18 protein-coding genes and 1 pseudogene are annotated in these 25449 nt (G+C 62.7%); 9 read left to right on the top strand and 10 right to left on the bottom strand.

Annotation, left to right across the window (positions count from 1 at the left end; all coding sequences use genetic code 11):
- The first annotated feature begins 182 nt into the window (after positions 1–182).
- Entirely contained in the window at positions 183–1409 is a 1227-nt protein-coding gene (locus tag O987_RS28550) for a PglL family O-oligosaccharyltransferase (protein WP_080731620.1), read from the top strand.
- Here O987_RS28550 and moaC read toward each other — a convergent pair.
- Positions 1378–1890, bottom strand: coding sequence for a cyclic pyranopterin monophosphate synthase MoaC (gene moaC, locus O987_RS27105; RefSeq protein ID WP_051962268.1), 513 nt, complete (start codon positions 1888–1890; stop codon positions 1378–1380). The genes O987_RS28550 and moaC overlap by 32 nt on opposite strands.
- Before the next feature lie 200 nt (positions 1891–2090).
- Here moaC and O987_RS27100 point away from each other — a divergent pair, with 200 nt between their 5' ends.
- On the top strand, positions 2091–3752 hold the full coding sequence (locus tag O987_RS27100) for a M48 family metalloprotease (RefSeq protein WP_043377102.1): 1662 nt from the start codon (positions 2091–2093) through the stop codon (positions 3750–3752).
- On the opposite strand, the gene O987_RS27095 is transcribed toward O987_RS27100, so the two are convergent.
- From O987_RS27095 to O987_RS27085, 3 genes are all read right to left on the bottom strand, one after another.
- Positions 3711–4061: a phage holin family protein gene (locus O987_RS27095; protein ID WP_029158475.1), complete on the bottom strand. Its 351-nt coding sequence runs from the start codon at positions 4059–4061 to the stop codon at positions 3711–3713. The genes O987_RS27100 and O987_RS27095 overlap by 42 nt on opposite strands.
- 111 nt (positions 4062–4172) lie before the next feature.
- The gene (locus tag O987_RS27090; protein WP_003060111.1) at positions 4173–4640 is read right to left on the bottom strand and encodes a hypothetical protein; all 468 of its coding nucleotides are present in this window, start codon (positions 4638–4640) and stop codon (positions 4173–4175) included.
- A 133-nt stretch (positions 4641–4773) separates the two neighbouring features.
- Positions 4774–5529 (bottom strand): TerC family protein, encoded by a 756-nt coding sequence (locus O987_RS27085; RefSeq protein WP_003060114.1) that lies wholly within the window; start codon positions 5527–5529, stop codon positions 4774–4776.
- 424 nt (positions 5530–5953) lie between these two features.
- Between O987_RS27085 and O987_RS27080 the strand changes: the two genes are divergently transcribed.
- Positions 5954–6403, top strand: coding sequence for a DUF3717 domain-containing protein (locus tag O987_RS27080; protein WP_051962267.1), 450 nt, complete (start codon positions 5954–5956; stop codon positions 6401–6403).
- A 3-nt stretch (positions 6404–6406) separates the two neighbouring features.
- Here O987_RS27080 and O987_RS27075 read toward each other — a convergent pair whose 3' ends face one another.
- Both O987_RS27075 and purB read right to left on the bottom strand, forming a co-directional pair.
- Positions 6407–6967 (bottom strand): YaeQ family protein, encoded by a 561-nt coding sequence (locus O987_RS27075; protein ID WP_003060119.1) that lies wholly within the window; start codon positions 6965–6967, stop codon positions 6407–6409.
- A gap of 149 nt (positions 6968–7116) precedes the next feature.
- The gene (gene purB / locus O987_RS27070) at positions 7117–8496 is read right to left on the bottom strand and encodes an adenylosuccinate lyase (protein WP_043377098.1); all 1380 of its coding nucleotides are present in this window, start codon (positions 8494–8496) and stop codon (positions 7117–7119) included.
- A 170-nt stretch (positions 8497–8666) separates the two neighbouring features.
- Between purB and O987_RS27065 the strand changes: the two genes are divergently transcribed.
- Positions 8667–9284 (top strand): glutathione S-transferase C-terminal domain-containing protein, encoded by a 618-nt coding sequence (locus tag O987_RS27065; RefSeq protein WP_043375865.1) that lies wholly within the window; start codon positions 8667–8669, stop codon positions 9282–9284.
- 29 nt (positions 9285–9313) lie between these two features.
- On the opposite strand, the pseudogene O987_RS28545 reads toward O987_RS27065, so the two are convergent.
- Together O987_RS28545 and glnE are read right to left on the bottom strand one after the other, a co-directional pair.
- Positions 9314–10538: pseudogene (locus O987_RS28545) on the bottom strand (IS3 family transposase).
- Between the two features lie 393 nt (positions 10539–10931).
- Entirely contained in the window at positions 10932–13715 is a 2784-nt protein-coding gene (glnE, locus tag O987_RS27045; protein ID WP_043375859.1) for a bifunctional [glutamate--ammonia ligase]-adenylyl-L-tyrosine phosphorylase/[glutamate--ammonia-ligase] adenylyltransferase, read from the bottom strand.
- A 183-nt stretch (positions 13716–13898) separates the two neighbouring features.
- On the opposite strand from glnE, the gene O987_RS27040 reads away from it, so the two are divergent.
- From O987_RS27040 to O987_RS27025, 4 genes are read left to right on the top strand one after another with little or no spacing between them, the layout of a single operon-like run.
- Positions 13899–17960, top strand: a complete 4062-nt coding sequence (locus tag O987_RS27040) for a YhdP family protein (protein WP_080731619.1) — start codon at positions 13899–13901, stop codon at positions 17958–17960.
- Positions 17957–18772 (top strand): carbon-nitrogen hydrolase family protein, encoded by an 816-nt coding sequence (locus O987_RS27035; RefSeq protein WP_043375856.1) that lies wholly within the window; start codon positions 17957–17959, stop codon positions 18770–18772. Before O987_RS27040 ends, O987_RS27035 begins: the two co-directional genes overlap by 4 nt.
- The gene (locus O987_RS27030; RefSeq protein ID WP_043375854.1) at positions 18769–20649 is read left to right on the top strand and encodes a two-component system sensor histidine kinase NtrB; all 1881 of its coding nucleotides are present in this window, start codon (positions 18769–18771) and stop codon (positions 20647–20649) included. The genes O987_RS27035 and O987_RS27030 overlap by 4 nt, the downstream gene beginning before the upstream one ends.
- Before the next feature lie 5 nt (positions 20650–20654).
- Entirely contained in the window at positions 20655–21284 is a 630-nt protein-coding gene (locus O987_RS27025) for a response regulator transcription factor (protein ID WP_043375852.1), read from the top strand.
- Between the two features lie 76 nt (positions 21285–21360).
- Here O987_RS27025 and O987_RS27020 read toward each other — a convergent pair whose 3' ends face one another.
- Positions 21361–22020 carry an OmpA family protein gene (locus O987_RS27020; RefSeq protein ID WP_003060146.1) on the bottom strand — a complete coding sequence of 220 codons (660 nt, stop codon included), beginning with the start codon at positions 22018–22020 and terminating at the stop codon, positions 21361–21363.
- Positions 22021–22373: 353 nt separating this feature from the next.
- Between O987_RS27020 and O987_RS27015 the strand changes: the two genes are divergently transcribed.
- The gene (locus O987_RS27015; protein WP_003060148.1) at positions 22374–23549 is read left to right on the top strand and encodes a murein transglycosylase A; all 1176 of its coding nucleotides are present in this window, start codon (positions 22374–22376) and stop codon (positions 23547–23549) included.
- A 94-nt stretch (positions 23550–23643) separates the two neighbouring features.
- Here O987_RS27015 and O987_RS27010 read toward each other — a convergent pair whose 3' ends face one another.
- The gene (locus O987_RS27010; RefSeq protein ID WP_043375850.1) at positions 23644–25353 is read right to left on the bottom strand and encodes an MFS transporter; all 1710 of its coding nucleotides are present in this window, start codon (positions 25351–25353) and stop codon (positions 23644–23646) included.
- Positions 25354–25449: the final 96 nt, after the last annotated feature.

Genomic DNA, 25449 nt, shown 5'->3' with positions numbered 1-25449 from the left:
TATTATTGTCAGCATACTGCTGCATGTCTTCTTCTCTCGGAATTTTATCTTTAATAGAGCAGAGAGACTGTGTGAATTATGAAAATATTTCAAAGATAGATATCGTATTCTTGACGATTCTCCTCGGCGCTTTGATAAACAGTGTTGTGGGCCTTGCTCAATGGCAAGGCGTAGAGTAAGGGATGTTTATGTACCCCAGCAAGGGCCGAGTTTATGGCAATATTGCACAGCCTAATCAGTTGGCTACATTATTGCTAATGGCGCTTGTATCATTGCTTTATTTCGATATAAACAAGAAGATACGGGGTTTATGGTTGTATAGTGCTTCTGTAATTCTTGTTTTTACATTAGTCGCAACCCAGTCTAGAACCGGTGCATTATCAATTACGATTATGGCGGTTGTGGTATTTTTTATTAAGGATTTCAGGAAATCCCTACATTGGGTCTCAATCTCCTTATTGCTCTATTGGGCAATTTTCATTAAATGGGCGGATATATCCAATTTCTTCGGTGGAAGTGCTGCGCGAGAATTTTCAGGATTAAGTACAACGCGTTATAAGCTATGGGAGCAAATGTATGCGGCGATCTCTGAAAAACCATTCATTGGTTGGGGATGGTTGAATCTCGGGGCAGCCCAGCAAAATTTTACCGTGAACATTGGCGGTGCGGAGAACATGGATCATGCCCACAATTTGTTTTTGGATCTGATGATCTGGTTTGGAGTTCCGGTTGGTGGAGTAATTGCAATAGCGCTGATATTTTGGATGGTAAGATCCTTGCACGGCAATATAATTGCTAAAGGCAATGAAAAATCTGTAATTACTTCTCAATGTGCAATTCTATTGATTTTACCAATTGCGGTACATAGTATGCTAGAGTATCCATTTGCATATATGTATTTTATGTTGCCGTGTGTATTTTTTATGGGGGTAGTCGAAGGAAATACAAAATTTTTAAAACTTATTTCGTCGAATTTTAAAAAATTAATTTGGATATTTATTTTTCTCTCATTAGTGCTGTCTGTTGTTGTTGGCAGGGAATATTTGAAAATTGAAAATGATTTTCGGGCTTCCTTGTTAGAGGAACAGTTCTATACAAAAGACGATGAATTGCACCAGTACGCTTCTTCGTCTTTAATTTTGAGCCAGTACCAAGGGCTTGTGAAGGTATTAAGAACTACTCCATCCTCTGATATAGACGAGGAAAATGTGGAGTCCGCTAGGATAATCTCTAAACGCTTTCCATGGCTCATAACAATGCGCCAGTATTACTTATTTTTATTGAAAATGGGTAAATGTGATGAAGCAAAGAATCAAGAATTGATCATAGAGTCTTTCTTTGGCCGTTTTGGTATACTTAAGGCCGAAGAATATTCAATTAAATATAATCTGACGGGTATATGTAATTGACGGTTGCTTTTAAACCATGTGATCCGACTTCCCCCCCCCGCTTCTCCAGCACCCTGACCTCGCCCATCACCATCCCCTTATCCACCGCCTTGCACATATCGTAGATCGTCAGCAGGCCGACCTGTACGGCGGTCAGGGCTTCCATTTCCACACCGGTCTGGCCTTTTAGCTCGACGGTGGCGGTGCAGAGAATGGAGCTGGATTCGGGCTCCAGCTCAAACTCGACGGCCACGCGGGTCAGGGCCAGGGGGTGGCAGAGCGGAATGAGGTCGCTGGTTTTTTTGGCGGCCATGATGGCGGCGATGCGGGCCACGCCCAGCACGTCGCCTTTTTTGGCCGTGCCGGCCTGCACAATGGCCAGGGTTTCCGGCTTCATGGTGATGCGGCCTTCGGCCACGGCGATGCGATGGGTGCTGGGTTTGGCGCCGACGTCCACCATATGGGCTTGGCCCTGGGCGTCGAAGTGGGTAAGAGAGGACATGGCGGTTCTTTCCGGCGGCAGACGGCTTGGGTTCTGCCGCCCAATCACGGTTGAGCGGGGACGGACTGGCGGCTTTACCTGGGCATCCCAGGCGGGCATGTCGCCGTCTCCATCAATCAAGGCATCATAGTGGGGTGTTGAACGGTCGGCATATGGAAGATCCATAAGCCGGCAATGCTGTGATTGCCATGCCATTTTTGATGCCAAAACTGCGTAAAGTTCATATTTTAAAAGCCCTGACAGCTTCTGTTTTGATAGCTATTCAAGCAGTCTCACCTTTGGCACCCGGTGCCCTGGCGGCGGGTTTGCCGACTCTGGGTGACGGTGCCTCGTCGCTGACCACGGGCGAGGAGCGGCGCCTGGGTGACTCCATCGCCCGCGAGCTGTACCGCGACCCGGACTATCTGGATGACCCGGTGCTGCAGGAGTATGTGGAAGGCATCTGGCTGCATCTGCAGGATGCGGCGCGCAAGAATGGCGAGCTGTCGCCCGAGCTGGAGGAGCGCTTTGCCTGGACGCTGCTGCTGGGCAAGGATCGCCAGGTCAATGCGTTTGCGTTGCCCGGCGGCTATATGGGCGTTTATCTGGGACTGATCGGCGTGGTCAGCAGCGGCGATGAGCTGGCCTCGGTCATTGCCCATGAAACCAGCCACATCACCCAGCGCCACATTGCCCGCATGATGGCGCAGCAGGGCAAGCAGACGCCGCTGATGCTGGCTTCCATGCTGCTGGGCGCCCTGGCGGCCACGCGCAGCCCCGATGCGGCCATGGCCATCATGATGGGCGGTCCGGCGGCCGTGATGCAGAACCAGCTGAATTTCTCGCGCGCCATGGAGAGCGAGGCGGACCGCATGGGCTATAGCCTGATGTCTCCTGCCGGTTTTGCTCCCCAGGGTTTTGTGAGCATGTTCGGCAAGCTGCAGCAGGCCAGCCGGCTCAACGACAACGGCAGCTGGCCCTATCTGCGCAGCCACCCCTTGACTACCCAGCGTATCGCGGACATGGATTCGCGCATTCCGCCCGGCAAGCGCGCGGCCGACCCCGTGCCTACGCTGGAGCATGTGATGATGTCGGCCCGCGCCCGTGTGATTTCCAACCCCGGTGTCGAGGTGCGCCGCCAGTGGGCCACGTTGCCGCGTTCCGGCAGTTTTTCCAGTCTGAGCCAGTTCGAGCAGGTCGCTCAGCTCTATGCGGCCACGCTCAGCGCCATGTATCTGCGCGACTGGCCGCTGGCGCGCGAGATGGTGCAGCGGCTGCTCACGGCGACGGCCGGCAATGCACCCGCGAATATCCAGGCCCGATGGCTGAATGCCGAGCTCGAGTTCAAGGCCGACAATTCACAGGCGGCCCTGGTTGCCTTGCCCTTGCAGTCGGTGCTGGCTCCCCAGGCTGCCCCCAAGGCGACGGCCAGTGGCAATCTGGCCGGGCCACGTGAGGCCGGGCCGCGCGAGGCCGGGCCCAGTCTGGCCACGATTGACGTGGTGGAGCGGGTTGCGCCGCGCAGGCCGGAGCTGCTGCTCAAGACGGAGATCCTGCTCAGGCTCAACCAGGCAGGCTCCATGGCCAGTCCCTTGCAGACCTGGGTGACGGACCATCCCCGCGATGGTTCGGCCTGGCAGACGCTGGCGCGCGTATGGCGCAGCCAGGGCCAGGAAATGCGCGCCCTGCGGGCCGAGGCCGAGGCCCAGGTGGCCCACTATGACTATGCGGCAGCGGTGGATCGCTTCAAGGCGGCCCAGGATCTGGCCCGCAAGGCCGGGGCCAGGGCGGATTACTTCGAGGCCTCCATCATCGACACGCGTCTGCGTGCCGTCGAAGAGCTACTCCGGGAACAGCTGCGCGACAAGGCGGTCAATAAGTAGGCCCAGCACCGAATAAATCAGCGCGCCCAGCATAGCGGCCCAGAAGCCGGCAACGTGGAAGCCGCCCAGCAGGCCCGAGGCCATCCAGAACATCAGGCCGTTGACCACCAGCAGGAACAGACCCACGGTGACGATGGTCACGGGCAGGGTCAGCACTACGAGTATGGGCCGGATGATGGTGTTGAGCAGACCGATGACGAGGGCCGCAATCATGGCTGAGCCAAAGCTTTGCACCTGGACGCCGCTGTAGACATAGGCGACCCCGAGCAGAGCCGCCGCGCAAAGAAGCCATTTGACGAGGATTTTCATGCCGCCCAGCATAGCAGTAGGTGCTGCCTGCGCGCTGGCGCGCTGCCGGCCCATGAAAAAAGCCTTGTGCAGCGGCCACCGCACAAGGCTTTCAAGGTTTGGAAGCTGCTCTTAAATCGAGAGCGAGTCGTCGATTACAAAGCCCATCATGGCGGCAATCGCGGCCATGGTGCCAGGCAGATTCCAGCGGCCGCCGTTGGCATTGGTCTTGGCATTGACGGGGGCGGCTTGTACAGCCTCCTGCTTGGGGCGGCGGGCGTCGATGATCTGTGCTGCGCCATGTTCCTGCTGCAGCTCCGTAACCAGCTCGGTCAGCGGGCCCTTGGCCAAGACGGGCGTGACCTTGCCGCCGCTCGTCGCCATGACGGGCATCAAGGCCGTAAACAGCTTGTCGGCCCATTTGCCGCGCCAGTTCTCGCGAGCGCGATGGCTGACCCATTTGCTCACACGGTGGGTCATGCGCGGAGCACAGGCCACCAGCAACCAGTGGGAGGAAGCCGCCTGGCTTGATCCCGCCAGTGCCTCGAGCATAGGCTGGGCGTATGTGGCGTCATCCACGTAAACAATGATGGGGTTCAAAGTGCGTCCTAACGGGAACGAAGGTTGAAGAATGCGGCACCTCTGTAGGAATGTGCCGACTTGTTTCTATTGTGAGTCGTGAAGGCTGCGGTCAGTTCCCGCATTCCTTCACGAATTGCTGGGTTTTCCAGACTTAGTGGGCTGCAACCGCGGGACGGCGGCTGGCAATGAACTTGCCCAGGGCCAGCACCAGCAGCGCGCCGCCGATATGGGCTGCCCAGTACAGGGTCTTGGAGATCTCGGCCAGACCCTGTGCATCGGTGGTGCCCAGCTTGGGCATCCACAGCCACTTCTCGGTGTTCACGAACACGGGGTCGGTCACGAACATGCCGCCCGCGATCCAGCCCAGCAGCATGCCGCCGGCCACGATGATCATGGGGAAGCGCTCCATCAGCTTGATGACCAGCTGCGAGCCCCAGACGATGATGGGCACGGAAATCAGCAGACCCAGCACGATCAGCAGCATCTGGTGGTCGCCCGAGCTCTGGGCGGCGCCGGCGATGGCGATCACGTTGTCCACGGACATCACCAGGTCGGCGACGATGATGGTCTTGATGGCGGCAAACAGCTTGTCGCTGCCTTCGATGTTGTCGTGACCTTCGTCATCGGGAGCAATCAGCTTGATACCGATCCAGATCAGCAGGACGGCACCCACGACCTTCAGGAAGGGCAGCTGCAGCAGCACCATGGCAAAGGCGATCAGGATGATGCGCAGGATGATGGCGCCGGCCGTGCCGTAGATGATGCCCTTGCGGCGTTGCTCGGGGGGCAGCTTGCGGCAGGCCAGTGCGATCACGACCGCATTGTCGCCGCCCAGCAGGATGTCGATGATGATGATTTGGCCCAGCGCAATCCAGAAGGGCGTGTGGGTCAGAAAGTCCAGATCCATGTGATTTTCCTCGTTGTGGAATGCCGCTGGTGCAGTCTGCATAGGTTTGGCACTTGACGCCAGCGGGTGAAGACCAAGGTGACGTAAGTCGAAGCGCAAACCCGCGCGAGGAATCGTGCAGGGGAAGTCACTTTGATTGACCGTCATCGGCCTATCAAAGGTCTTGCTCGATTGCAGTCAGTCTGCAAACCGCATGGCCGGAAGCTTGCGCTTCGTATTGACGACCATCCGCTCATGACGCACAACATGCGTCCGATAAGCTACTCCCCTTCGAAGCTGTGCATTTCAACACAGCAGGCATGGGATTTCAAGCTTCAAAACCCATCTAGTTCACAGGTTTTATATTGAGCAGCAGTCTTGCGACGCTTTTGCACAAAGCGCGGGTAGCTACCAAAAACGCAGCAACCTTGCTGGCGCAGGCCTCATGGCAGCGGCTTATGATGCCTGCTCCATGACTGCCATCCACATCACCGACATCGAAGCGGCCATCAATTACTGGCGAGGCCGTGCCCCATCGCCCGACGGCGTGCTGCTGGCACCCGGGGTCAAGGCTCTGGCCGAGGTGTATGCGCTGATGATCTATGAATGCGAGCCCGACGTGGCCGTGGAGGGCTTTCCGTCACATGCCATGGCGGCCTGGCTGGCCTGGTTCGACACCATGCCCGATACACCCTGCATTGCCATCTGCTCCACCAGCCAGGGCGATGAGAAATGCAAGGGCTGCGGCCGCAGCTTTGACGAGGTGCAGTACTGGACGGCCATGGAGCCCGCCGAGAAGCGGGCCGTATGGCGCCGCATCACGGTCGAGGGCGATTCCTGGCGCTTCAACCGCTATGCGGAGCGCGCGGCGGAGCGGCGCGGCCAGAGTTTCTGAAGCTTATTTCCAGCGCGTGGGCTCGACAAACACCGTGCCCAGATTGCTGGACAGCGTGAGCTGGCCTTCCTGAATCGTGGCCTGCAGCTGCATGCTGCGCTCGGCCAGAGAGCCCAGCTGCTGGGCCACTTCCGAGTCGATGTAATGCACTTCCAGCTTGCTCTGGCGGGCCAGCTTGCCTTCCAGACCCTTCCACCAGACATGGGCGGCGTGGTTGAAGGGGTAGACCAGCATATGGTCCGACTTGTTGCAGGCCTTGGTGATGGGCTTTTCGTCGGGCTGGCCGACTTCGATCCACAGACGCTTCTGGCCGGTGTAATCGGTGATGTGCACGTCCGGATCATCAGGGTCGGACAAGCCAATGCCAAAGCCCAGAGTGCCGTCACCGTTGCACAGGTCTTGCAGCTTCCAGGCGTTCAGCGCCAGGGCCACCAGGCGCACCATCATGCGGTCATCTGTTTCGCTGGGATGGCGCGCCAACGTCAGATTGTGGTCGGCGTAGTAGTTGTGGTCGATGTCGGCAATCGACAGATTGGCTTTGAAGATGGTGGACTTGATGGCCATGGCGGTGCTGCCCGCAGGCAGTCCTTTTGAAAACTATCAAAAACAAGAGCTGCCAGCGCCAATAAACATTGGCTTTGGCAGCTCTTTGATGCTGAAAAGCTTGAATATCAAGCGCTAGCAGCTATCTTTTTTTGGACCAAACTTGCGAATCAAACGCGCTTGGCCAGCTCGGCAGCCTTGCCGATATAGGAGGCAGGCGTCATGGCCAGCAGACGGTCCTTGTCGGCCAGGGGGATTTCCAGACCGTTGATCAGGCGGTGCAGATCTTCGGCCAGCACGGTCTTGCCGCGCGTGACTTCCTTGAGCTTTTCGTAGGCGCCCTGCACGCCATAGCGGCGCATCACGGTCTGGATGGGCTCGGCCAGCACTTCCCAGGCGTTGTTCAGGTCTTCCTGAAGGCGCTCTTCGTTGAGCTCCAGCTTGTTCAGGCCGGTCATCAGCGAAGCGTAGGCCAGCGTGGTGTAGCCAAAGGCGACACCGATGTTGCGCAGCACGGTGGAGTCGGTCAGGTCACGCTGCCAGCGGCTGATGGGCAGCTTTTCGGCCAGATGCTTGAGCATGGCGTTGGCCATGCCCAGATTGCCTTCGCAGTTCTCGAAGTCAATGGGGTTGACCTTGTGGGGCATCGTGGACGAGCCGATCTCGCCGGCCTTCAGGCGCTGCTTGAAGAAGCCCAGGGACACATAGCCCCAGATGTCGCGCGACAGGTCGATCAGGATGGTGTTGGTGCGAGCCATCGCATCGAACAGCTCGGCCATGTAGTCATGGGGCTCGATCTGGATGGAGTAGGGCTGGAAGCTGATGCCCAGACCCTTGGGCTCGGCGGACTCCACCACGTTCTGGCTGAAGGCTTCCCAGTCGAACTCGGGCCAGGCCGACAGGTGGGCGTTGTAGTTGCCCACGGCGCCGTTCATCTTGCCCAGGATCTTGACGCCGGCGATGTTGGCAGCGGCCTTTTGCAGGCGCACGACCACGTTGGCCAGCTCCTTGCCCACGGTGGTGGGAGAGGCGGTCTGGCCGTGGGTGCGGCTGAGCATGGGCACTTCGGCGTAGAGGTGGGCCATCTCGCGCAGCTTGGCGATGATGCCGTCGATGGCGGGCATCAGCACGGTGTCGCGGCCGACGCGGATCTGCAGGGCGTGGCTGGTGTTGTTGATGTCTTCGCTGGTGCAGGCAAAGTGCACGAACTCGGCCGCCTTCTGCAGCTCGGCGCGACCGTCGAACTTGGACTTGATCCAGTACTCCACGGCCTTCACGTCATGGTTGGTGGTCTTCTCGATGGCCTTGATGGCGTCTGCATCGGCTTCGGAGAAGTTGGCGACCAGCGCGTGCAGATAGTCGCGCGACTCGGCCGACAGCGCCGGGAACTCGGCAAAGCCGGCATCGGACAGGGCGATGAACCAGGTCACCTCGACCTGAACACGGCGGTGCATATAGCCGTATTCGCTCATGATGGGGCGCAGTGCGGACAGCTTGGCGGCGTAGCGGCCGTCCAAGGGAGAGATGGCGGTGAGGGAGGACAGGTTCATGGTGGCGCAATTGTAGGTGCGCTGCATCAGTCGCACGCAGCGCTGGGTTGCTCGGCGGCCGTGGCTGGCGCGCATGCAGACCCGTTGCGGCGGCCGCCGGGCCGCCATGGCAGCGCATAGAATCATTGCACCGGCCCGTCGCCGGTGACCCGTGTCATGGAACCGCTGCTATGAAACTAATAGGCTCCACCACCAGCCCCTTTGTGCGCAAAGTCCGCGTCGTGCTGGCCGAAAAGAAGCTGGACTATCAATTTGTCGAAGAAAACCCCTGGGAGGAAGCGCTTTCACCGGGTACGGGCAATCCTCTGGGCAAGGTGCCGCGTCTGGTGATGGATGGCACGGAGGCAATGTTCGATTCGCGCGTCATCGTCGAATATCTGGACACACTTTCGCCGGTCGGCAAGCTGATTCCGGGCACGGGCCGCGAGCGCGCCGAGGTCAAGACCTGGGAGGCCCTGGCCGACGGCATGCTGGATGCTGCCGTTCTGGTGCGGCTGGAGGCCACCTGGCCAGGCCGCAGCGCAGAGCAGCGTAGCCAGGCCTGGATGGATCGCCAGATGGGCAAGGTCCGGGCCGTGCTCAAGGTCATGTCGCAGGGATTGGGCGAGAAGCCGTTCTGCTGTGGCGGCACGCATCTGACGCTGGCCGATATCAGCGTCGGCTGCGCCCTGGCCTGGCTGGATTTCCGCTTTCCCGAGCTGGACTGGCGCGCCGAGCATCCGAATCTGGCCGCCTTGCTGACCAAGCTGGCGGCGCGCCCCAGCTTTGTGAATACCGTGCCCCACTGAGTGGCGGCATGTCAGTGACCCGTCCTGGATCAGTTTGACACCTCGGACGGTAATTCAAGCCGGCGGATGCCGCCCAAGGACGCCCGATGCACCGCATCGGGGGTTTGCATTTTCAACGATTGATGGCGGCGCTCGCTGTTGTAGATCCTCACCGACTTACCCTCCATGCGCCGGGCCTGCTCCAAGTCGGCGGGCCGCTGCAGCAGCAACTCGCCTTTGAGGATGCCGTTGACCCGCTCGGCCAGCGCATTCTGCTAGCCGTCCTAGCCATCGGTCATTGAGCAGTCCAGGCCGTGGCGCTGGTGGACGCTCTGGTAGTAGCTCGAGCAGTACTGGATGCCCCGGTCCGAATGGTGCACCAGGCGCTGGTGGCTCTGGCGGGCACGCAAGGCCATCTTCGGGGCCAGGGCCCTCGGCTCGGTTTGCAGGTTGTCATGTACATGCCAGCCCACTATCTTGCGCGAGTGGGCGTCGGTGACCAGGCTCAGGTAGACGAACTTGTCGGCCGTGGGCAGATAGGTGAGGTCGGCCACCCAGACCTGCTCGCTGGCCCTGTCGCACACCGGCTGATCGCCCGCCTTGAGCAGATCGGGATAACGACGAAACCGGTGATGGCTGTCTGTGGTCTTGTGATACGCCCGCCGTACGGGCACCGGCACCCGGGCGTTGCGCAGCACATCGAACAGCGCATCGCGCCCCAGACGGATATCCGCCTGCCCCAGCGGCTGGCGCAGCAGATGGTGCAACTTGCGCGTACCCAGCCTGGGCTGGCGAACCCGCCGATCGTGCACCAGCTGCACCACCGCATCGGCCCGGCTCTCACGCTGGGCGTGGCGCCGTTGGCCCTGGAGGTACGCCTGTCGGCTCAGCCCTTGGACGAGCCGCTGCGCGAGGACTTGCCCGAAGGCGTTCTTACGACGCGCACTCCATAGTCCTTCTTGAGAACATCCAGCATCGCTTCGAACAGCTGGGCCTTCCCGTTGGCCTCTCTGAGCTGCACTTGCAAGGCTTTGATCTGCTGCTCGGGCGTCAGTGCTGGGGGGCATGTCAGGGCATGGCTGCATGGGATGCACCACGCCCCCAACCTTGGCGACCGTGCTTGCGCAGCCACACCAGCACCGTCGATCGACCCTGGATCCCGTAGCGCGCCTGCGCTTGCCTGTACGTCAACTCGCCTTTTTTCACCTGCTCGACCACTGCCAGCTTAAAGGCCAGCGTGTAATCCCTGTGGGTTCGCTTGGAGCCTGATTCCATGAGACCTGCCTTTTCCTTCAAGAAAAGGTGTCAACCTCTGGCAGGACGGGTCACAGCCAAGAAAAAGGCCACTCGAAAGTGGCCTTTTTCTTGGGGCATAAAAAAGTTGCGAAGCATCCCGAAACGAATTAAGAGAGGGAGGGAGGAGAAGCGCTCCGGGGATTTTTCAATGGGCGTACCCACAGGCTTCGCAACTGGAAATTGGTGAATGCAGACCTGTCAGTTCATTGCACTTGACTATCAGATAAGACACTGTTGCAGAAGTTCCAGCCCTAGTGGGTTTCATTTTTGTAACAGTTTGGCAATGCCTGTAGGCAAATCTTGATGGATGCTGCCAGTGCCATGAAAAGCGGGCGCTCACCAATCTTCAATCCCGTGACATGATTGCCTGTCCTAGGTTGCGGTACCGGGCACGAACACCGCAGTCCAGAGCTTGAGTACCGCTTCGCGCTGGACTTGGGCCTGCTCCGGCTCCAGTTGCCCGGAGCGCTCGTCCAGTCTCGCCACGTGTTGCAGGCGACGCAGCTCGCGGTAGGCCTTGGCGGCTTCATAGCCCACGCCTTTGGGCAGCAGGCCCGCGTCTTCGGCGCGCTGCAGCAAGGCAATATTGCCCACGTTGGCGATCAGCTCGCGGTGTGCACCGGATTCGGCCAGCACCAGGTACTGCACGGCAAATTCCACATCCACCATGCCGCCGGGGCTGTGCTTGACGTCGAACAGGCCGCCGCGCACCGGATGGGCGCCGCGTACCCGCTCACGCATGGTTTCAATCTCGTTGCGCAACGCAGCGGCATCGCGCGGTGCGGTGATGACGGCTTCGCGCACCGCATCAAAGCGCTGATGCAGGTGCAGGTCGGTCGCGGGCATGCCTGCCGGCGAGGGAAAATCGCGGCTGCCCAGCACAAAGCGGGCACGCGTCATGGCCTGGTGCTCCCAGGTCCAGGCGGTATTGCTGCCGCGTTGCTGCTGGTAGTTGGCATAGGACTCGAAGCTGGTCACCAGCAGGCCCGAGTTGCCGTTGGGTCGCAGCGCGGTGTCGATCTCGAACAGATCGCCTTCGCCGGTCTTGACGGTCAGCCAGTTGATGAGCTTGCGCACATAGGCCGCGTAGATCTCGGGAGCGCGGTCATCGTCGTCGTCGAAGACGAAGACGATGTCCAGATCGCTGCCGTAGCCCAGCTCCTTGCCGCCCAGCTTGCCGTAGCCCACGATGCCGAAGCGCGGCGTATCGCGATGGCGGCTCTTGAGCCGGCTCCAGCACCATTGGGCCGTGATGCGCAGCACGCTGTCGGCCAGCGCGCTCAGGTCGTCGGCCACCTGCTCTACGCTGATGCGGCCTTCGATATCGCGCGCCAGGGTGCGGAAGACCTCGGCATGGTGGGCGCGGCGCAGCAGATTGAGCAGGGTTTCGTCGTCGTCTTCGCCCGTGGATTGCAGGGCGGCCAGACGCATGGCCAGCTCATGCTCGAAGTCTGCTGCGACAAAGCGTTCCTTGAGAATGGCATCGCTGGCCAGCTCGTCGATCACGCCGGGGTGTTGCTGCAGATAGCGCGCAGGCCAGCGCGCCGCTCCGAGCAGATGCAGCAGTCTTTCATGAACCGCCGGCCGTTCCAGCAGCAGCGCGAGGTAGCTTTCGCGGCGCAGCAGAGGCTCCAGCCATTGCAGAAAACGCTTGGCTGCTTCCTCGCCGGACTGGCCGCTTTCCACCCATTGCGCGGTGCGTTCCACCAGCCTGAACAAGCGCGCACGGGCCTCGTCACGCAGGCCGTTGATGCGGGTGTTGCTGCGCCAGTCCGCGACCTGGCCGGCCAGTGACGGCGGCAGGGCCTCGATCAGCTCCTCGATGTCGCGTGGCGTGGGCGGACCACCTGCCGCCGCCTTGGCGGCATTGCAATGGCCGTTGCTGCACTGCTGGGAGTCTCCGCCCAGCAAGGTGTCGAACTCCTGCGCCACCAGTTCGCGGTGCTCGTCCAGCTGGTGCAGAAAGCCGCAGGCATCGGCATAGCCCAGGGTACGGGCAATCCACAGCAGATCATCGTCGCGCGTGGGCAGCACATGGGTCTGCTGGTCGTCCAGGTACTGGATGCGGTGCTCCACCTGGCGCAAGAAGATGTAGGCGCGGCTCAGGGCGTCGGCAATCTCGGCGCTCATCAAATTGGCCTGCACCAGGCGCTGCAGGGCTTCTAGCGTAGGGCGGCGCCGCAGCTCGGGGAACTGGCCGCCGCGCACCACCTGCAGCAGCTGCACGATGAATTCGATCTCGCGGATGCCGCCGCGCGAGAGCTTGACGTCGTTGGCGCGTTCGGGGTGGCCCGCGCTGCGCTTGGACGCATGGTCGCGGATCTGACGGTGCAGGCTGCGCAGTGAGTCGAACACCGCATAGTCCAGATAGCGGCGGAACACAAAAGGCAGCACCACGCTGCGCAGAGCCTGGACGTTGGGGGTCTGGATATCGGCCAGCGGCGCCACGATGCGGCTCTTGAGCCAGGCAAAGCGCTCCCACTCGCGGCCATGAATCTGCAGATATTCCTCCAGCGAGGACAGCGAAACGGCGGGGGCGCCTGAATTACCGTTGGGCCGCAGGGCCAGGTCGACGCGAAAGACAAAGCCGTGTTCGGTGGTGTCGCCGATCAGGCTGAAGATGCCTTTGACGGCACGGCCGAAGTATTCGTGGTTGGAGATCACGCCGCGCCCGTCGGCCTTGCCCTGGGTGTCGCCGTCATGTTCGTAGACGTAGATCAGGTCGATGTCGCTGGAGACATTGAGCTCGCGGGCGCCAAGCTTGCCCATGCCTATGACCCAGAACTGGACTTCCTGGCCGGCAGGGCCTTGAGGCGCACCATGCCGGCTGTCGAGTTCGGCGCGCACCTGGGTGCAGGCACGGTCCAGGGCCAGCTCGGCCAGCTCGGTGACGGCCTTGGTCACCACGGCGAGAGGTGCCTGCTGTTCGCAGTCCAGAACGATGATGCGCTCCATCACCAGCTGGCGCAGCACGCGCAGTGCCGCAGAGAGGTCCAGGCCACGCGACTGCAGCGTGCCCAGGGCCTGCTCCATCAGGGCCCGGTCGGGGGCTCCCGGCGGCAAGGCGTCAAACCAGTTCTCGTAACGGCGGTGAAGGCGCTGCACAAAGCGCGAGTACTGGGCCGGGGAAGGAACATTGAGGGCGTTTTCTGCCATTGCTTGCTCTGGGGACTGCATGCGGACCGTAAAAAATGGTGTCAGGCAGGCAGGTAATCAGCTCGGCAACGTGTGGTTACCGAAACGCGCACGGGGGCGCCGGTCATAATTCCTGCCATTGCTAGGCCACCGATGATCGAACCGAAACCACTTCCAACTCGCCAAATTCATAGGCTGGCCAGCTTGGCACGGTGGTCTCTGGGACTGGTCCTGAGCCTGTGGCTGCTGCTGGCCACCGTGTGGGGGGTGCTCCATTTCTGGATTGTGCCGCGAATCGAACAGTGGCGCCCTGAGCTGGAATCCCTGGCCTCACGCAGCCTGGGTGTACCGGTTTCCATAGGCCGGCTGCATGCGTACCGATCGGGTCTGGTACCAACTTTCGAGCTGGGCGACGTAGTCCTGCATGACCCTGCGAACAAGAGTGAGGCCTTGCTGCTGCCCAAGGTGGTGGTGGCGGTCTCTGCCCATTCGCTGATGACCCTGGGCGTGGAGCAGATATACCTTGAAGGGCCGGATCTGACGGTTCGACGCGATACAGACGGCCAGATCTTTGTGGCCGGCATTGCCGTGTCATCCGACCCGGGGCAGGGGGGCGACTCCGACTGGATCTTCTCCCAGCCCGAAATCGCCATCCGAGGCGGCAAGCTGCAGTGGGTGGACGAGCTGCGCAATGCCGCGCCTTTGCAACTGCAGGATGTGGATCTGGTGCTGCGCAACAAGCGCTGGCATCACTCCCTGCGGCTGGATGCCACGCCGCCGCAGGGCTGGGGCCAGCGCTTCACGGTCATGGGCAACTTCAAGGAGCCGTTGCTGTCGGTCCATGAAGGGCGTCTGGAGCGCTGGAGCGGACAGGCCTATCTGGACTTCACGCATATCGACCTGTCGCATCTGGGCCAGTATCTGGGCCCGCAGGACTGGAAGCTGCAACAGGGCAAGGGCTCGGTCAGGGCCTGGCTGGATGTGGAGCACGGCCAGCCCGTGGGCGCGGTGGCCGATGTCGCGGTACAGGCGCTGCAGCTGCAATGGCGGGACCGACCCGAGCCCCTGGCTCTGCAGGCCTTGAGAGGGCGTTTGCGGGCCAAGAATCAGAACGGCTACCAGTTTTCCGTCCAGGGACTGCAGTTCACGGCCGACGACGGGCTGAACTGGCCAAGAGGAGACTTCAGCCTGCGCTATGTGCCGACCGGCGCTTCCGAGCAAGGTAGCCAGGGCGAACATGGTGATGTTCAGGCCGATGGCATCGACCTGGCCATTGCGGCGCAGATGCTGCAGCGCCTGCCCCTGCCGCCAACCGCTCAGAGCCAGCTCAGGGCGCTGGCGCCGGCAGGACAGCTGAGCGATCTCAAGCTGTCCTGGCGCGGACCTCTGCAGCAGCTGGCGCAGTACAAGGCCTCGGGGCGGTTCGAGCAGCTGGGCTTGCGTTCCCAGGCCTCGGAGGAGGGCCCCCACAGCATAGGCATTCCCGGCGTACGGGGCTTGAGCGGCAAGTTCACCCTGGACCAGGACAGCGGCGAGGCCACGCTGACCAAGACGCCGGGAGTCAATCAGGCCATGCTGAGCTTCCCCGGGGTGTTTGAAGACCCTGATATCCCTTTCGATCAGCTCGACAGCCTGGTGCGCTGGCAGCTGCTGGACAAGGGCCAGACCATCAAGGTGCAGGTGCCCCGGCTGCGCTTTGCCAATGAAGACACGGCCGGCCAGGCCCAGGCCAGCTGGCAGTCCGGGGCCGGGACCAAGGACCAGCCGCGTTTTCCGGGGCTGCTGGATCTGCAGGGCCAGCTCAGCCGTGCCAAGGGTGAGCGCATTTATCGCTATCTGCCCCAGGACCTGGGCAGCGATGCGCTGCGCTATGTGCGCGAGGCCATCACCACGGGCCAGGCCAGTGCGGTGAACTTCCGTGTCAAGGGCGAACTCGAGCATGTGCCGTTTGAAAAGCCGGGCAAGGGCGAGTTCCACATCAGCGCCCAGGTGCAGGACGTGAACTACCAGTTCGTGCCCGGCTATCTGCTCAGTCCTGGCGAAAAGCCCTGGCCGCCGCTGACCAGGCTTTCGGGCGAGCTGGTGTTCGACCGCAACTCCATGCAGGTGCGCAAGGCCAAGGGCTTTCTGGGTCATACCGCCATCGTTGTCGATGAAGCGCAGGCCGGCGTGGCCGACTGGAACCAGACCGAGGTGGAGGTCAACGCCAAGGCCCATGGTGCCCTGGGCGATATGCTGAACCTGGTGCAAGGCTCCGCACTGTCTGCGCTGACCGCTCATGTGCTGGATAGCAGCCGGGCCACGGGCAATGCCAAGCTCAGCCTCAAGCTGCATCTGCCCACCCTGCACATGGAGCGCAGCAAGGTACAGGGAGAAGTGGCGCTGTCGGGCAATACGCTGCAGCTGATGCCCGAGGTGCCCGCGCTCAGCCAGTTGCGCGGCAATGTTCAGTTCTCGGAAACCGGCTTTCAGCTCTCGGGCGTGCAGGCCAGAGCGCTGGGCGGTGACGTGCGCATCGAGGGCGGCATGAAGCCCGGTGCCGATGCCGCCACGGCTCCGGTCCAGCTGCGCGTGGACGGCATGGCCACGGCCCAGGGCCTGCGTGACGCCAAGGAGATGAGCGAGCTGGCGGCTCTGGGCAAGCATCTGCAGGGCCAGGCACGCTATGGCCTGCAGATCAAGGTGTTGCACAGCGTGCCGGAAATCAGCCTGCAGTCCGAGCTGCAGGGCATGGCGGTCATGCTGCCGGCGCCCTTGGGCAAGGCGGCCGACAGCTTCCTGGCCTTGCGCGTCAACCGCACTGTGCCCGCTGTGGCCAAGCCGCTGACCGACCAGCTCAGCGTGCAATGGGGCAATCAGGCCGCAGCCCTGCTGGAGCGCGATATCAGCGGGGCACAGGCCCGCATCACGCGCGGCAGCCTGGAGCTGGTGGAGTCGGGCAAGGCGGAAGCCGCATTGCCGCCTGCGGGTCTGCAGGCCAGGGTGCAGCTGCCGGTGCTGGATCTGGATGCCTGGGGGAGGCTGTGGCCCGAGGGCGAAGCGAGCGCTGCCGATGGCCCCGTTGCCGAGGAAGAGAGCTGGCGTCAGTTTGTGCCTCAGCAACTGGCGCTCAAGGCACGCGAGGTCAAGCTCCATGGCCGCTCGCTGCACGATGTATCCCTGCAGCTCAGCCATGCCAACAAGATCTGGAGCAACCAGATCCAGGCGCGCGAGCTGGCCGGGCGCATTGAATATCGCGAGGCCAGTGCGCAGGAGCCTGGCGGCCTGGTCATCGCCAAGCTCTCGCGTCTGAGCATTCCCGACGGCCCGGACGAGGGCGTGGAGGCGGCGGCCGCCCAGAGCAGCGATTTGCGCGAGCTGCCGGCACTGCAGGTCAGTGTGGACGACTTTCAGTTGGGCAAGCGTTCGCTGGGCAAGCTGGATGTGGTGGCGCGCAACCACGGGCTGTCCCTCGGCGTGGGCAAGCGCGAATGGCAGCTGTCGCGCTTCAATATCAGCACACCCGAGGCGACCTTGACGGCGCAGGGCTCCTGGGCGCTGCGCTCCGGCGACCAGAAGCACCCGGGCCAGACCCAGCTGCAGTTCCAGCTCCATCTGCGCGATGTGGGCAAGCTGCTCAATCGCTTCGACATGCCCGGCGTGGTCGCCAATGGCCAGGGCGAGCTGCAGGGGGAGATCGGCTGGACCGGATCGCCCGTGACGCCGGGGTTCAAGACCATGTCCGGCGCCGTGCACCTGGAGGTGCAAAAAGGCCAGTTTCTCAAGGCCGAGCCGGGCCTGGCCAAGCTGCTGGGCGTGCTCAGCCTGCAGTCCCTGCCCAGGCGATTGACGCTGGATTTCCGCGACGTGTTCCGCAACGGCTTCTCGTTCGACTTCATGCGAGGCGATGTCACCATAGAGCGCGGCATTGCCAAGACGAATAACATGCAGATGAAGGGCGTGAACGCAGCCGTGCTGATGGAGGGCTCTGCCGATATCGACAAGGAAACCCAGGACCTGCATGTGGTGGTGGTGCCGGAGATCAACGCCCTGTCCGCCTCCCTGGTCGCCACGGCCATCAACCCCGTGGTGGGGCTGAGCAGCTTTCTGGCCCAGATGATTCTGCGTGGCCCGCTGATTGCGGCCACGACCAAGGAGTTCCATATCCACGGCAGCTGGGAAGATCCGCAAGTGACCGAGCTGCCCAGACGCAGCGTGCCCAAGACCGGTGCCGACGATGCCGGCAAGCAGCCCGCTGGCGCTACAGGCTCACAGGAGAAGCCATGAAGATTGCCGCTCTACAAATGGTCTCGGGTCAGGATGTCGCCGCCAATCTGGCGCAGGCGCGCAGCCTGATGCAGCAGGCCGCCGCCCTGGGTGCGGAGCTGGTGGTGCTGCCCGAGTATTTCTGCGCCATGGGCGCCAGGGACACCGACAAGCTGGCCTACCGCGAGGCCTTCGGCCAGGGGCCGATCCAGGACTTCATGGCCGGAGCCGCCAGGCAGCTCCAGCTGTGGGTGGTGGCGGGCACGCTGCCGCTGCAGGCGGCTGACGACAGCCATGTGCTCAATACCAGTCTGGTCTATTCCCCCGACGGCGAGTGCGTGGCCCGCTACGACAAGATCCACCTCTTTCAGTTCGACAATGGGCGCGAGAGCTATACCGAGGCCGCCGTGGTGCAGGCGGGCAGCCAGCCCGTGGTCTGCGACATACAGGCCAGAGACGGCACCCGTTGGCGCATGGGCCTGAGCATCTGCTACGACCTTCGCTTTCCCGAGCTGTACCGCGCGCTCAGTGCCCAGGGCGCTGACCTGCTGCTGGTGCCCAGTGCCTTCACCTACACCACGGGCCAGGCGCACTGGGAGGTGCTGCTGCGGGCGCGGGCGATAGAGAACCTGGCCTATGTGCTGGCGCCCGGCCAGGGCGGCGTGCATGAAAACGGCCGCCGTACCTGGGGCCACAGCCTGCTGATCGACCCCTGGGGCGAGGTGCAGGGCCTGCAGGCCAGCGGCACCGGCGTGGTGGCGGGCGAGCTCAACCGTGACCGCTTGCTGCAAGTGCGCCAGCAATTGCCGGCCTTGACCCATCGTGTGCTGTGACTGAACCGCTGAATACTGCTCTTGACGAACTGCCCGAGGACCATCCTGCCCATTGGCCCTGGCGACGCTGGCGCATGGCCTGGAAGCGCTGGTCCCTATGGACCTTGCTGGTGGCACTGGTGGTCAGCATGCTGGTCACCATGGTCTGGCTGGCCGGACGCTATGAAGCATCCCAGGTGCAGGAAAAGCTGGAGCGCGATACCGCCAATGCCGTCGGCGATATCCGTGCGGCGCTGGGCCGCAATCTGCAGGATCTGCTGGCGCTGAGCGCCTACAGCGGCAAGCACTCGGCATGGCGCGAGCACGCGACCGAGCTGCTGCAGCAGCGCCGTGACCTGATGCGTATCGAGTGGCGGGGCGAAAACATGCGCCTCATCGAGCATGCCGAGACGCCTTATCGCACCCTGCTGGTCGAAGACGAAAGCCATTTGCCCGAGCTGCATTCGGGCAAGTCCCTGCCGCGCACCCAGGAGGTGTCGTTCACCGAGCCGGACGGCACGCGTCTGGCCATGGTGGGGGCGGCCTGGCGCGGCTCGCGCATGTTCACGGCCCAGCAGCTGCTGGACCTGCCCGGCAACACCCTGGTGCTGCGCATGGACAGCTGGCATCACGCGCCCAGCGTCTTTCCCAATGTGATGACGGCGCTGGTGACCGGCATGTCGATCGCGCTCGTGACGGTGTTGGTTGTGCTGGTGCGCGACAACCGCCGTCGCCTGCGCGCGGAACGCGATCTGGGCGATGCGCTGGCCTTTCGCAAGGCCATGGAAGATTCCCTGGTCACGGGGATGCGTGCCCGCGATCTCCAGGGGCGCATCACCTATGTGAACCCGGCCTTTTGCAATATGGTGGGCTTCAGCGCGCAGGAGCTGCTGGGCCTCAATGTGGCGCCTTACTGGCCGCCCGAGCTGGCCCAGGAATATGTGAGCCGGCGCGATCAGCGCCTTGCCGGCCTGCTGCCCACGCCGCGCCAGGGCCACGAGAGCGTGTTCATGCGCAAGGACGGCTCGCGCTTTCCGGTGCTGATTTTCGAGGCGCCTCTGATCACCGCCCAGGGCCAGCACACGGGCTGGATGAGCGCCTTCATCGACATCAGCGAGCAGCGCCGCATGGAGGAGATGTCGCGCGCCTCGCTGGAGCGTCTGCAGGCCACGGCGCGCCTGGCGACGGTGGGCGAGATGGCCTCCATGCTCAGCCATGAGCTGACGCAGCCGCTGGCCGCCATCTCCAGCTATGCCACGGGCTCGCTCAATCTGCTGGCACATGAACCTGATACCGAGGACCTGCAGCTGCAGGATTTGCGCATGGCCCTGGAGCGCATCAGCTTTCAGGCCGATCGTGCGGGCAAGGTCATCAAGAGCGTGCGCGACTTCGTGCGCCGGCGCGACAAATCCAGGGAGGTCGTGCAGCCCGCGGAGCTGATCGATGCCGTCATGCCCCTGGTCTATCTGCAGGCACACAAGCTCAATGCCTCGGTGCAGCTGGATCTGGAGGCCGATCTGCCGGCGGTGCTCTGCGATGTCACCATGGTCGAGCAGGTGCTGCTCAATCTGGCGCGCAACGGCATGCAGGCCATGGACCAGCCTGCGTTCAAGGACAGGGTGCTGACCCTGACGGTCAGGCGCAGTTCTGACGGTCTTGGCGCGCGTTGGGTAGAATTTTCCATCATGGACTGCGGCGCCGGCATTTCTGCGGAAGTCGCCGAGCAGCTGTTCACCCCCTTCTTCACCACGCGCACCGAGGGCATGGGCCTGGGCCTGAGCCTGTGCCGCACGGTGGTGGAGCAACATGGTGGTCATCTTGATTACCGCCCGCACCTCCCGCAGGGCACGGAGTTCGTCTTCACGCTGCCGGCCCACTGGGAACCCAGAGAGAACTAGGCTTCATGGAACCTGTAACCGACGCTACCGTCTACGTGGTGGACGACGATGCCGATGTCCGAGAGGTATTGGCATGGCTGCTGCGTTCGCGCAGATTGCTGAGCGAGTGCTATCGCAACGCCGAAGAATTCGAGCAGGCGGTGCTGCAGACCAGCCCCGTGACGCGCCGCCCCTGCTGCCTGCTGCTCGATATGCGCATGACGGGCATGAGCGGCCTGTCGCTGTTCAATCGCATGCTGGAGCGCGGCCAGATCGAGGCCATGCCCGTGATCTTTCTGACCGGCCATGCCGATGTCCCCACGGCCGTGGATACGGTCAAGCGCGGTGCCTTCGATTTCTGCGAAAAGCCGTTTTCCGACAATGCGCTGGTGGACCGCGTGGAGCAGGCGCTGGCGCTGTCTGCCGAGCATCTGGCCGCCTTGCAGGCGCGCGAGGAGGTGCGCGGCCGCTTGGGCGAGCTGACCGATCGTGAAAAGGACGTGATGAAGCTGGTCGTCGAGGGCGTACCGAACAAGCTCATCGCCGATCAGCTCGACATCAGCGTGCGCACCGTGGAAGTGCACCGGGCGCGGGTCTTCGACAAGATGCAGGTCAAGTCGGCCGTGGAGCTGGCCAATCTGCTGCGCAACGCCTGAGCCGCAGCCTGCGCACTGCGCAAGCGCCATGAAGAAAGCCCCGCTTTGCGGGGCTTTTTGCTGGCTGGTGCCTGTCTTACTGAGGAGCGCGCTCACCGACGAAGATTTCCACGCGGCGATTGCGCGCACGGCCTTCGTTGGTGGCATTGGAAGCCACGGGCTGGTGCGAGCCCATGCCCTGCACCTGGATGCGGGCACCGTTGACGCCACGTGAAGTCAGATAGTTGCGGGTGCTCTCGGCACGCTGCAGCGACAGCGGATTGTTGATGGCATCGGAGCCGGTGCTGTCGGTGTGACCGATGATGCGCACTTCTGCGTTGGGATTGTTGCGCAGACCTTCGGCAAAGCGGTCGAGGATGGGGGCGAAGTTGCTCTTGATGTCGGCGCGGCCGGTATCAAAGGAGATGTCGCTGGGGATGTCCAGCTTGAGCTGGTTGTCCGCAGTCTGTGTCACGCCTACGCCTGTGCCCTGGGTCGCGGCTTCCATTTCGCGCTTTTGCTTTTCGAGGTTCTGCGACCAGATATAGGAGCCCAGTGCACCGACACCGGCACCGATCAGTGCTCCCTTGCCGGCATGGCCACCGGCGATGGCTCCGATGGCAGCGCCGCCCAGTGCGCCCACGCCTGCGCCAGTGGCGGTGCGGCGTGTGGTGTCCGACATGCCACCGGTATTGGCACAGCCGGTGATCAACAGAGCAGAGGCCAGAGCGGCCGTCACAGCCAATTGCTTGCGCATAGAAAACTCCTTAGTTTGATGAACGACCCGGAGGGTCCTGCAAACCAGCTTCGCGTTAAAGCTGCAAGGCCTTGAGCGTACTGCCAAGAGAAACCGAAAAAAGTAGGACGCGTGCCAGCGCGCGGTTTCTGATGCAAAAGATTGTCACAATCAGGCCGCGCACCCATGGCGCAAGCGCCATCGGCTAAGCTCGATCGGGGCCCTCCCGCCCGGAGTCTGCAGGCGCTTGCGGAGACGCAGGCGGCTCGGCCGGGGCCGGCAACTCACCCTTTTTCCGACCCGAGAACATGGTCCACCACACAATAGCGACCAGAATGGCCAATGCCAGCAGTGCTTCAAGCAAAATCAGACCCATGAATTTCCATCTCCTGCGCCGTTTTTCACTGGCGCTGATTGTAGGAACCCTGGTGGCCTGCACCACCACCAAGCAGCAAAACGATCCGGCACCGGTGCCCGAGATGGCGCCGCATGGCGGGCCAGCCTCCACGGCCAAGCCGCCGTTCACCGCCAATGTACCGACAAAAAGCCGCTGGGTGGCGGTGGACTGGGGCGAGCTGCCCGGCGTGCCCCAGGATTCCCTGAACGAGGCCTGGAATGCCTGGATCAAGAACTGCGAGCGTCCCAGCACCGTGTTTGCCAATCTGTGCGGCGAGGTGCGCCGCCTGAGCATTGCCTCGGAAGACGAGCAGCGCAGCTGGATGATGAACACGCTGCAGCCCTATCGCATCGAAGCGACCACGGGCAGCCCCGACGGCATGCTGACCGCCTATTACGAGCCCTTGTACGAGGCGCGCCGGGTGCAGGGCAACGGCTTCAATGTGCCCATCTATCAGGTCCCGCAGGGCTTTGGCAAGCGCAAGCCCTGGTTCACGCGCCAGCAGATCGACACCAACCCCGAGGCCCAGGCCGCCCTGGCCGGCCGCGCCATTGCCTGGCTGCGCGACCCGGTGGACATGCTGGTGCTGCATATCCAGGGCTCGGGCCGGCTGATGCTGACCGAGGCAGACGGTCGCCAGCGCATGATCCGCGTGGCCTATGCCGGCACCAACGATCAGCCCTACAAGAGCGTGGGCCGCTGGCTGCTCGACCAGAACCTGGTGCGCGATGCCACCTGGCCCGGCATCAGCGCCTGGATTGCCGCCAATCCCTCGCGTGTCAACGAGATGCTCTGGAGCAATCCGCGCTATGTGTTCTTCCGCGAGGAGGCGCTCAACGACTTCGATGCCCAGTTCGGCCCCAAGGGCGCGCAGGGCGTGGCGCTGACGCCGGGCCGCTCCATTGCCGTGGACCGCAACAGCATCCCCTATGGCACGCCGGTCTGGCTGTCCACGCCCGGCCCTACGGTCTCGCTCAACCGCCTGGTGTTCGCGCAGGATACGGGCAGCGCGATTCTGGGCGCCGTGCGCGCCGACTATTTCATGGGCTGGGGGGCCGAGGCCGGTGATGTGGCGGGTCGCATCAAGCAGCCGCTCAAGCTCTGGGCCTTCTGGCCCAAGGCCTTGGCCGGATCGGCGCCGCATCTGCGCTGATACAGAAACAGGAGCTGCAAGCGCTTATCAGTCAATGAATTTCGGTAAATAACTATCTGAAATTATTTAACTGAAAGCGCTGGCAAGCTCTCTTTTAAAGAGCGTCGGTGAAGTAGCGCTGCACCACGGGCGGCTCCTTGCCCTTGTGAAAGCTCAGCTTGCGGTCGCGCAGCGCCACATCGGCGGTCGTCACGCGCTCGAAGCGGCGCAGATGCTCAGTCCAGGATTCGTCGGTGATCTGCTCCACGAAGCGCTCTGGCTGGCTCATGCTGTGCAGCAGGCTCCAGGACAGCGCGCCCTGGCGCAGGCGGCTGCGCCGGCTCAGCTGCATCAGATCGCGGAAGGCGCCGGCCCTGGCCGGATCGATCAGGTACTCGATAGTCACCACCACGCGGCCGGCTTCGGGCGTCAGCGCGGCCGTCGGCGGCGTGAAGGCGCGCGAAGGGCTGAGGTCTTCCTCGATGTCGCGATCCGGGTTCAGGCGCTGCACGATCAGCAGGGCCGTCAGCCCGCTGACGGCGGCCACCGCCATGCTGATCTGCACCGAGCCCAGGCTGGCGATCTTGCCCCAGATGGCGGCGCCGATGGCCGTGCTGCCCATGATGGACATCTGGTAGATGGACATGCCGCGTGCCCGCACCCAGTTGGGCAGGGCCATCTGCGCGGCCACGCCCAGCGTGTTGGCCGTGGCCAGCAGGGCCAGGCCCGAGAGCATCATGCCCGGCACGGCCACGGCGATATGGGGCGCGAAGGCCACGGTCAGCGTGGCCAGGCTTTGCGCGGCGACGCCGGCCAGCACCGTGCGCTCGCCCGACAGCATCTGGCGTATGCGCGGCAGCAGCATGGCACCCAGGATGGCACCCGCGCCCATGGATGCCAGCAGCAGCGTGAAGGTGCCGGCACTGCCGCTGCTGGCCGTGCCGTGGTCCAGGCGCTGGGCCGTCAGCGGCAGCAGCGCCATGATGGCGGCGGCCTGCAGAAAGTAGCAGACGGTGCGCAGCAGCACGGCATGCATGCGCGGCGACTCCTGGATGAACTGCAGGCCCACGCGCATGGCCGAGCCCAGGCGCTCGCGGCCCAGCGGGTTGGCGGGCTGCTGGCGCTTCCAGCGCAGCAGCACAAAGCCCGAGACGATGGACAGCACGGCATTGAGCACAAACACCCAGGCACTGCCCAGGCTGGCAATCAGGGCGCCCGCCACCAGTGGGCCGATGATGCGCGAGGCATTCATGGCCACGCCGTTGAGCGCCATCGCAAAAGGCAGATGGTGCTTGGGCACCAGCTCCGGGATCAGCGCCGAGAACACCGGCCAGCGCATGGCCAGGCCGATGCCGTTGGCAAACACCAGGGCCAGCAGCAGATAGGGCGTCAGCTGGCCGGAGAGCACGGCCAGGCACAGCAGCAGCGCCACGGCCGCCACCCAGAACTGGGTGACGATGAAGTAGCGGCGCCGGTCCAGGATGTCGGCCAGCGCCCCGCTGGGCAGGGCCAGAAAGAACACCGGCAGGGTGGAGGCCGACTGCACCAGCGCCACCAGCACCGGCGAGGTGGTCAGCGATGTCATCAGCCAGGCGGCCGCCACATCGTTCATCCACATGCAGATATTGGCCGTCATCCAGATCATCCACAGCATGCGGAAGGTGGGCGTGGCCAGCGGTGTCCAGACGCCAGGTGCCGCAGCCGGCGGCGCGCCGCCGTCATGCATGGCCGAGGGATCTTCCAGCAGCTTGCCTGCAGGGACCTGGCCGGAGTCTGAATTTATTGGATTTTGGGAAGCGCGTGCTGCGGAATCATCGTGGGCCATGGTGCACGATTCTGTAGCAGGAAAGTTGTGCTGACAAATACGTAGTTCCTCACAACGCCAGACTGCGGCGGCCACCTGTCGCAGCGGTGACGATTG

The organism is Comamonas testosteroni TK102, from assembly GCF_000739375.1.
GTDB lineage: Bacteria > Pseudomonadota > Gammaproteobacteria > Burkholderiales > Burkholderiaceae_C > Comamonas > Comamonas brasiliensis.
Note: the sequence above shows the minus strand (reverse complement) of the source record. Positions and strands in the feature narration are given on the sequence as shown.

Excerpts from the sequence above, each read along its gene's own strand:
- O987_RS27075 (WP_003060119.1), bottom strand. The coding sequence starts at position 6,967 with ATGGCCATCAAGTCCACCATCTTCAAAGCCAATCTGTCGATTGCCGAC.
- O987_RS27020 (WP_003060146.1), bottom strand. The coding sequence starts at position 22,020 with ATGCGCAAGCAATTGGCTGTGACGGCCGCTCTGGCCTCTGCTCTGTTG.
- O987_RS27035 (WP_043375856.1), top strand. The coding sequence starts at position 17,957 with ATGAAGATTGCCGCTCTACAAATGGTCTCGGGTCAGGATGTCGCCGCC.
- O987_RS27100 (WP_043377102.1), top strand. The coding sequence starts at position 2,091 with ATGCCAAAACTGCGTAAAGTTCATATTTTAAAAGCCCTGACAGCTTCT.
- O987_RS27065 (WP_043375865.1), top strand. The coding sequence starts at position 8,667 with ATGAAACTAATAGGCTCCACCACCAGCCCCTTTGTGCGCAAAGTCCGC.
- O987_RS27010 (WP_043375850.1), bottom strand. The coding sequence starts at position 25,353 with ATGGCCCACGATGATTCCGCAGCACGCGCTTCCCAAAATCCAATAAAT.
- O987_RS27085 (WP_003060114.1), bottom strand. The coding sequence starts at position 5,529 with ATGGATCTGGACTTTCTGACCCACACGCCCTTCTGGATTGCGCTGGGC.
- glnE (WP_043375859.1), bottom strand. The coding sequence starts at position 13,715 with ATGGCAGAAAACGCCCTCAATGTTCCTTCCCCGGCCCAGTACTCGCGC.
- O987_RS27025 (WP_043375852.1), top strand. The coding sequence starts at position 20,655 with ATGGAACCTGTAACCGACGCTACCGTCTACGTGGTGGACGACGATGCC.
- moaC (WP_051962268.1), bottom strand. The coding sequence starts at position 1,890 with ATGTCCTCTCTTACCCACTTCGACGCCCAGGGCCAAGCCCATATGGTG.
- O987_RS27080 (WP_051962267.1), top strand. The coding sequence starts at position 5,954 with ATGGCAGCGGCTTATGATGCCTGCTCCATGACTGCCATCCACATCACC.
- O987_RS27015 (WP_003060148.1), top strand. The coding sequence starts at position 22,374 with ATGAATTTCCATCTCCTGCGCCGTTTTTCACTGGCGCTGATTGTAGGA.
- O987_RS28550 (WP_080731620.1), top strand. The coding sequence starts at position 183 with ATGTTTATGTACCCCAGCAAGGGCCGAGTTTATGGCAATATTGCACAG.
- purB (WP_043377098.1), bottom strand. The coding sequence starts at position 8,496 with ATGAACCTGTCCTCCCTCACCGCCATCTCTCCCTTGGACGGCCGCTAC.
- O987_RS27095 (WP_029158475.1), bottom strand. The coding sequence starts at position 4,061 with ATGAAAATCCTCGTCAAATGGCTTCTTTGCGCGGCGGCTCTGCTCGGG.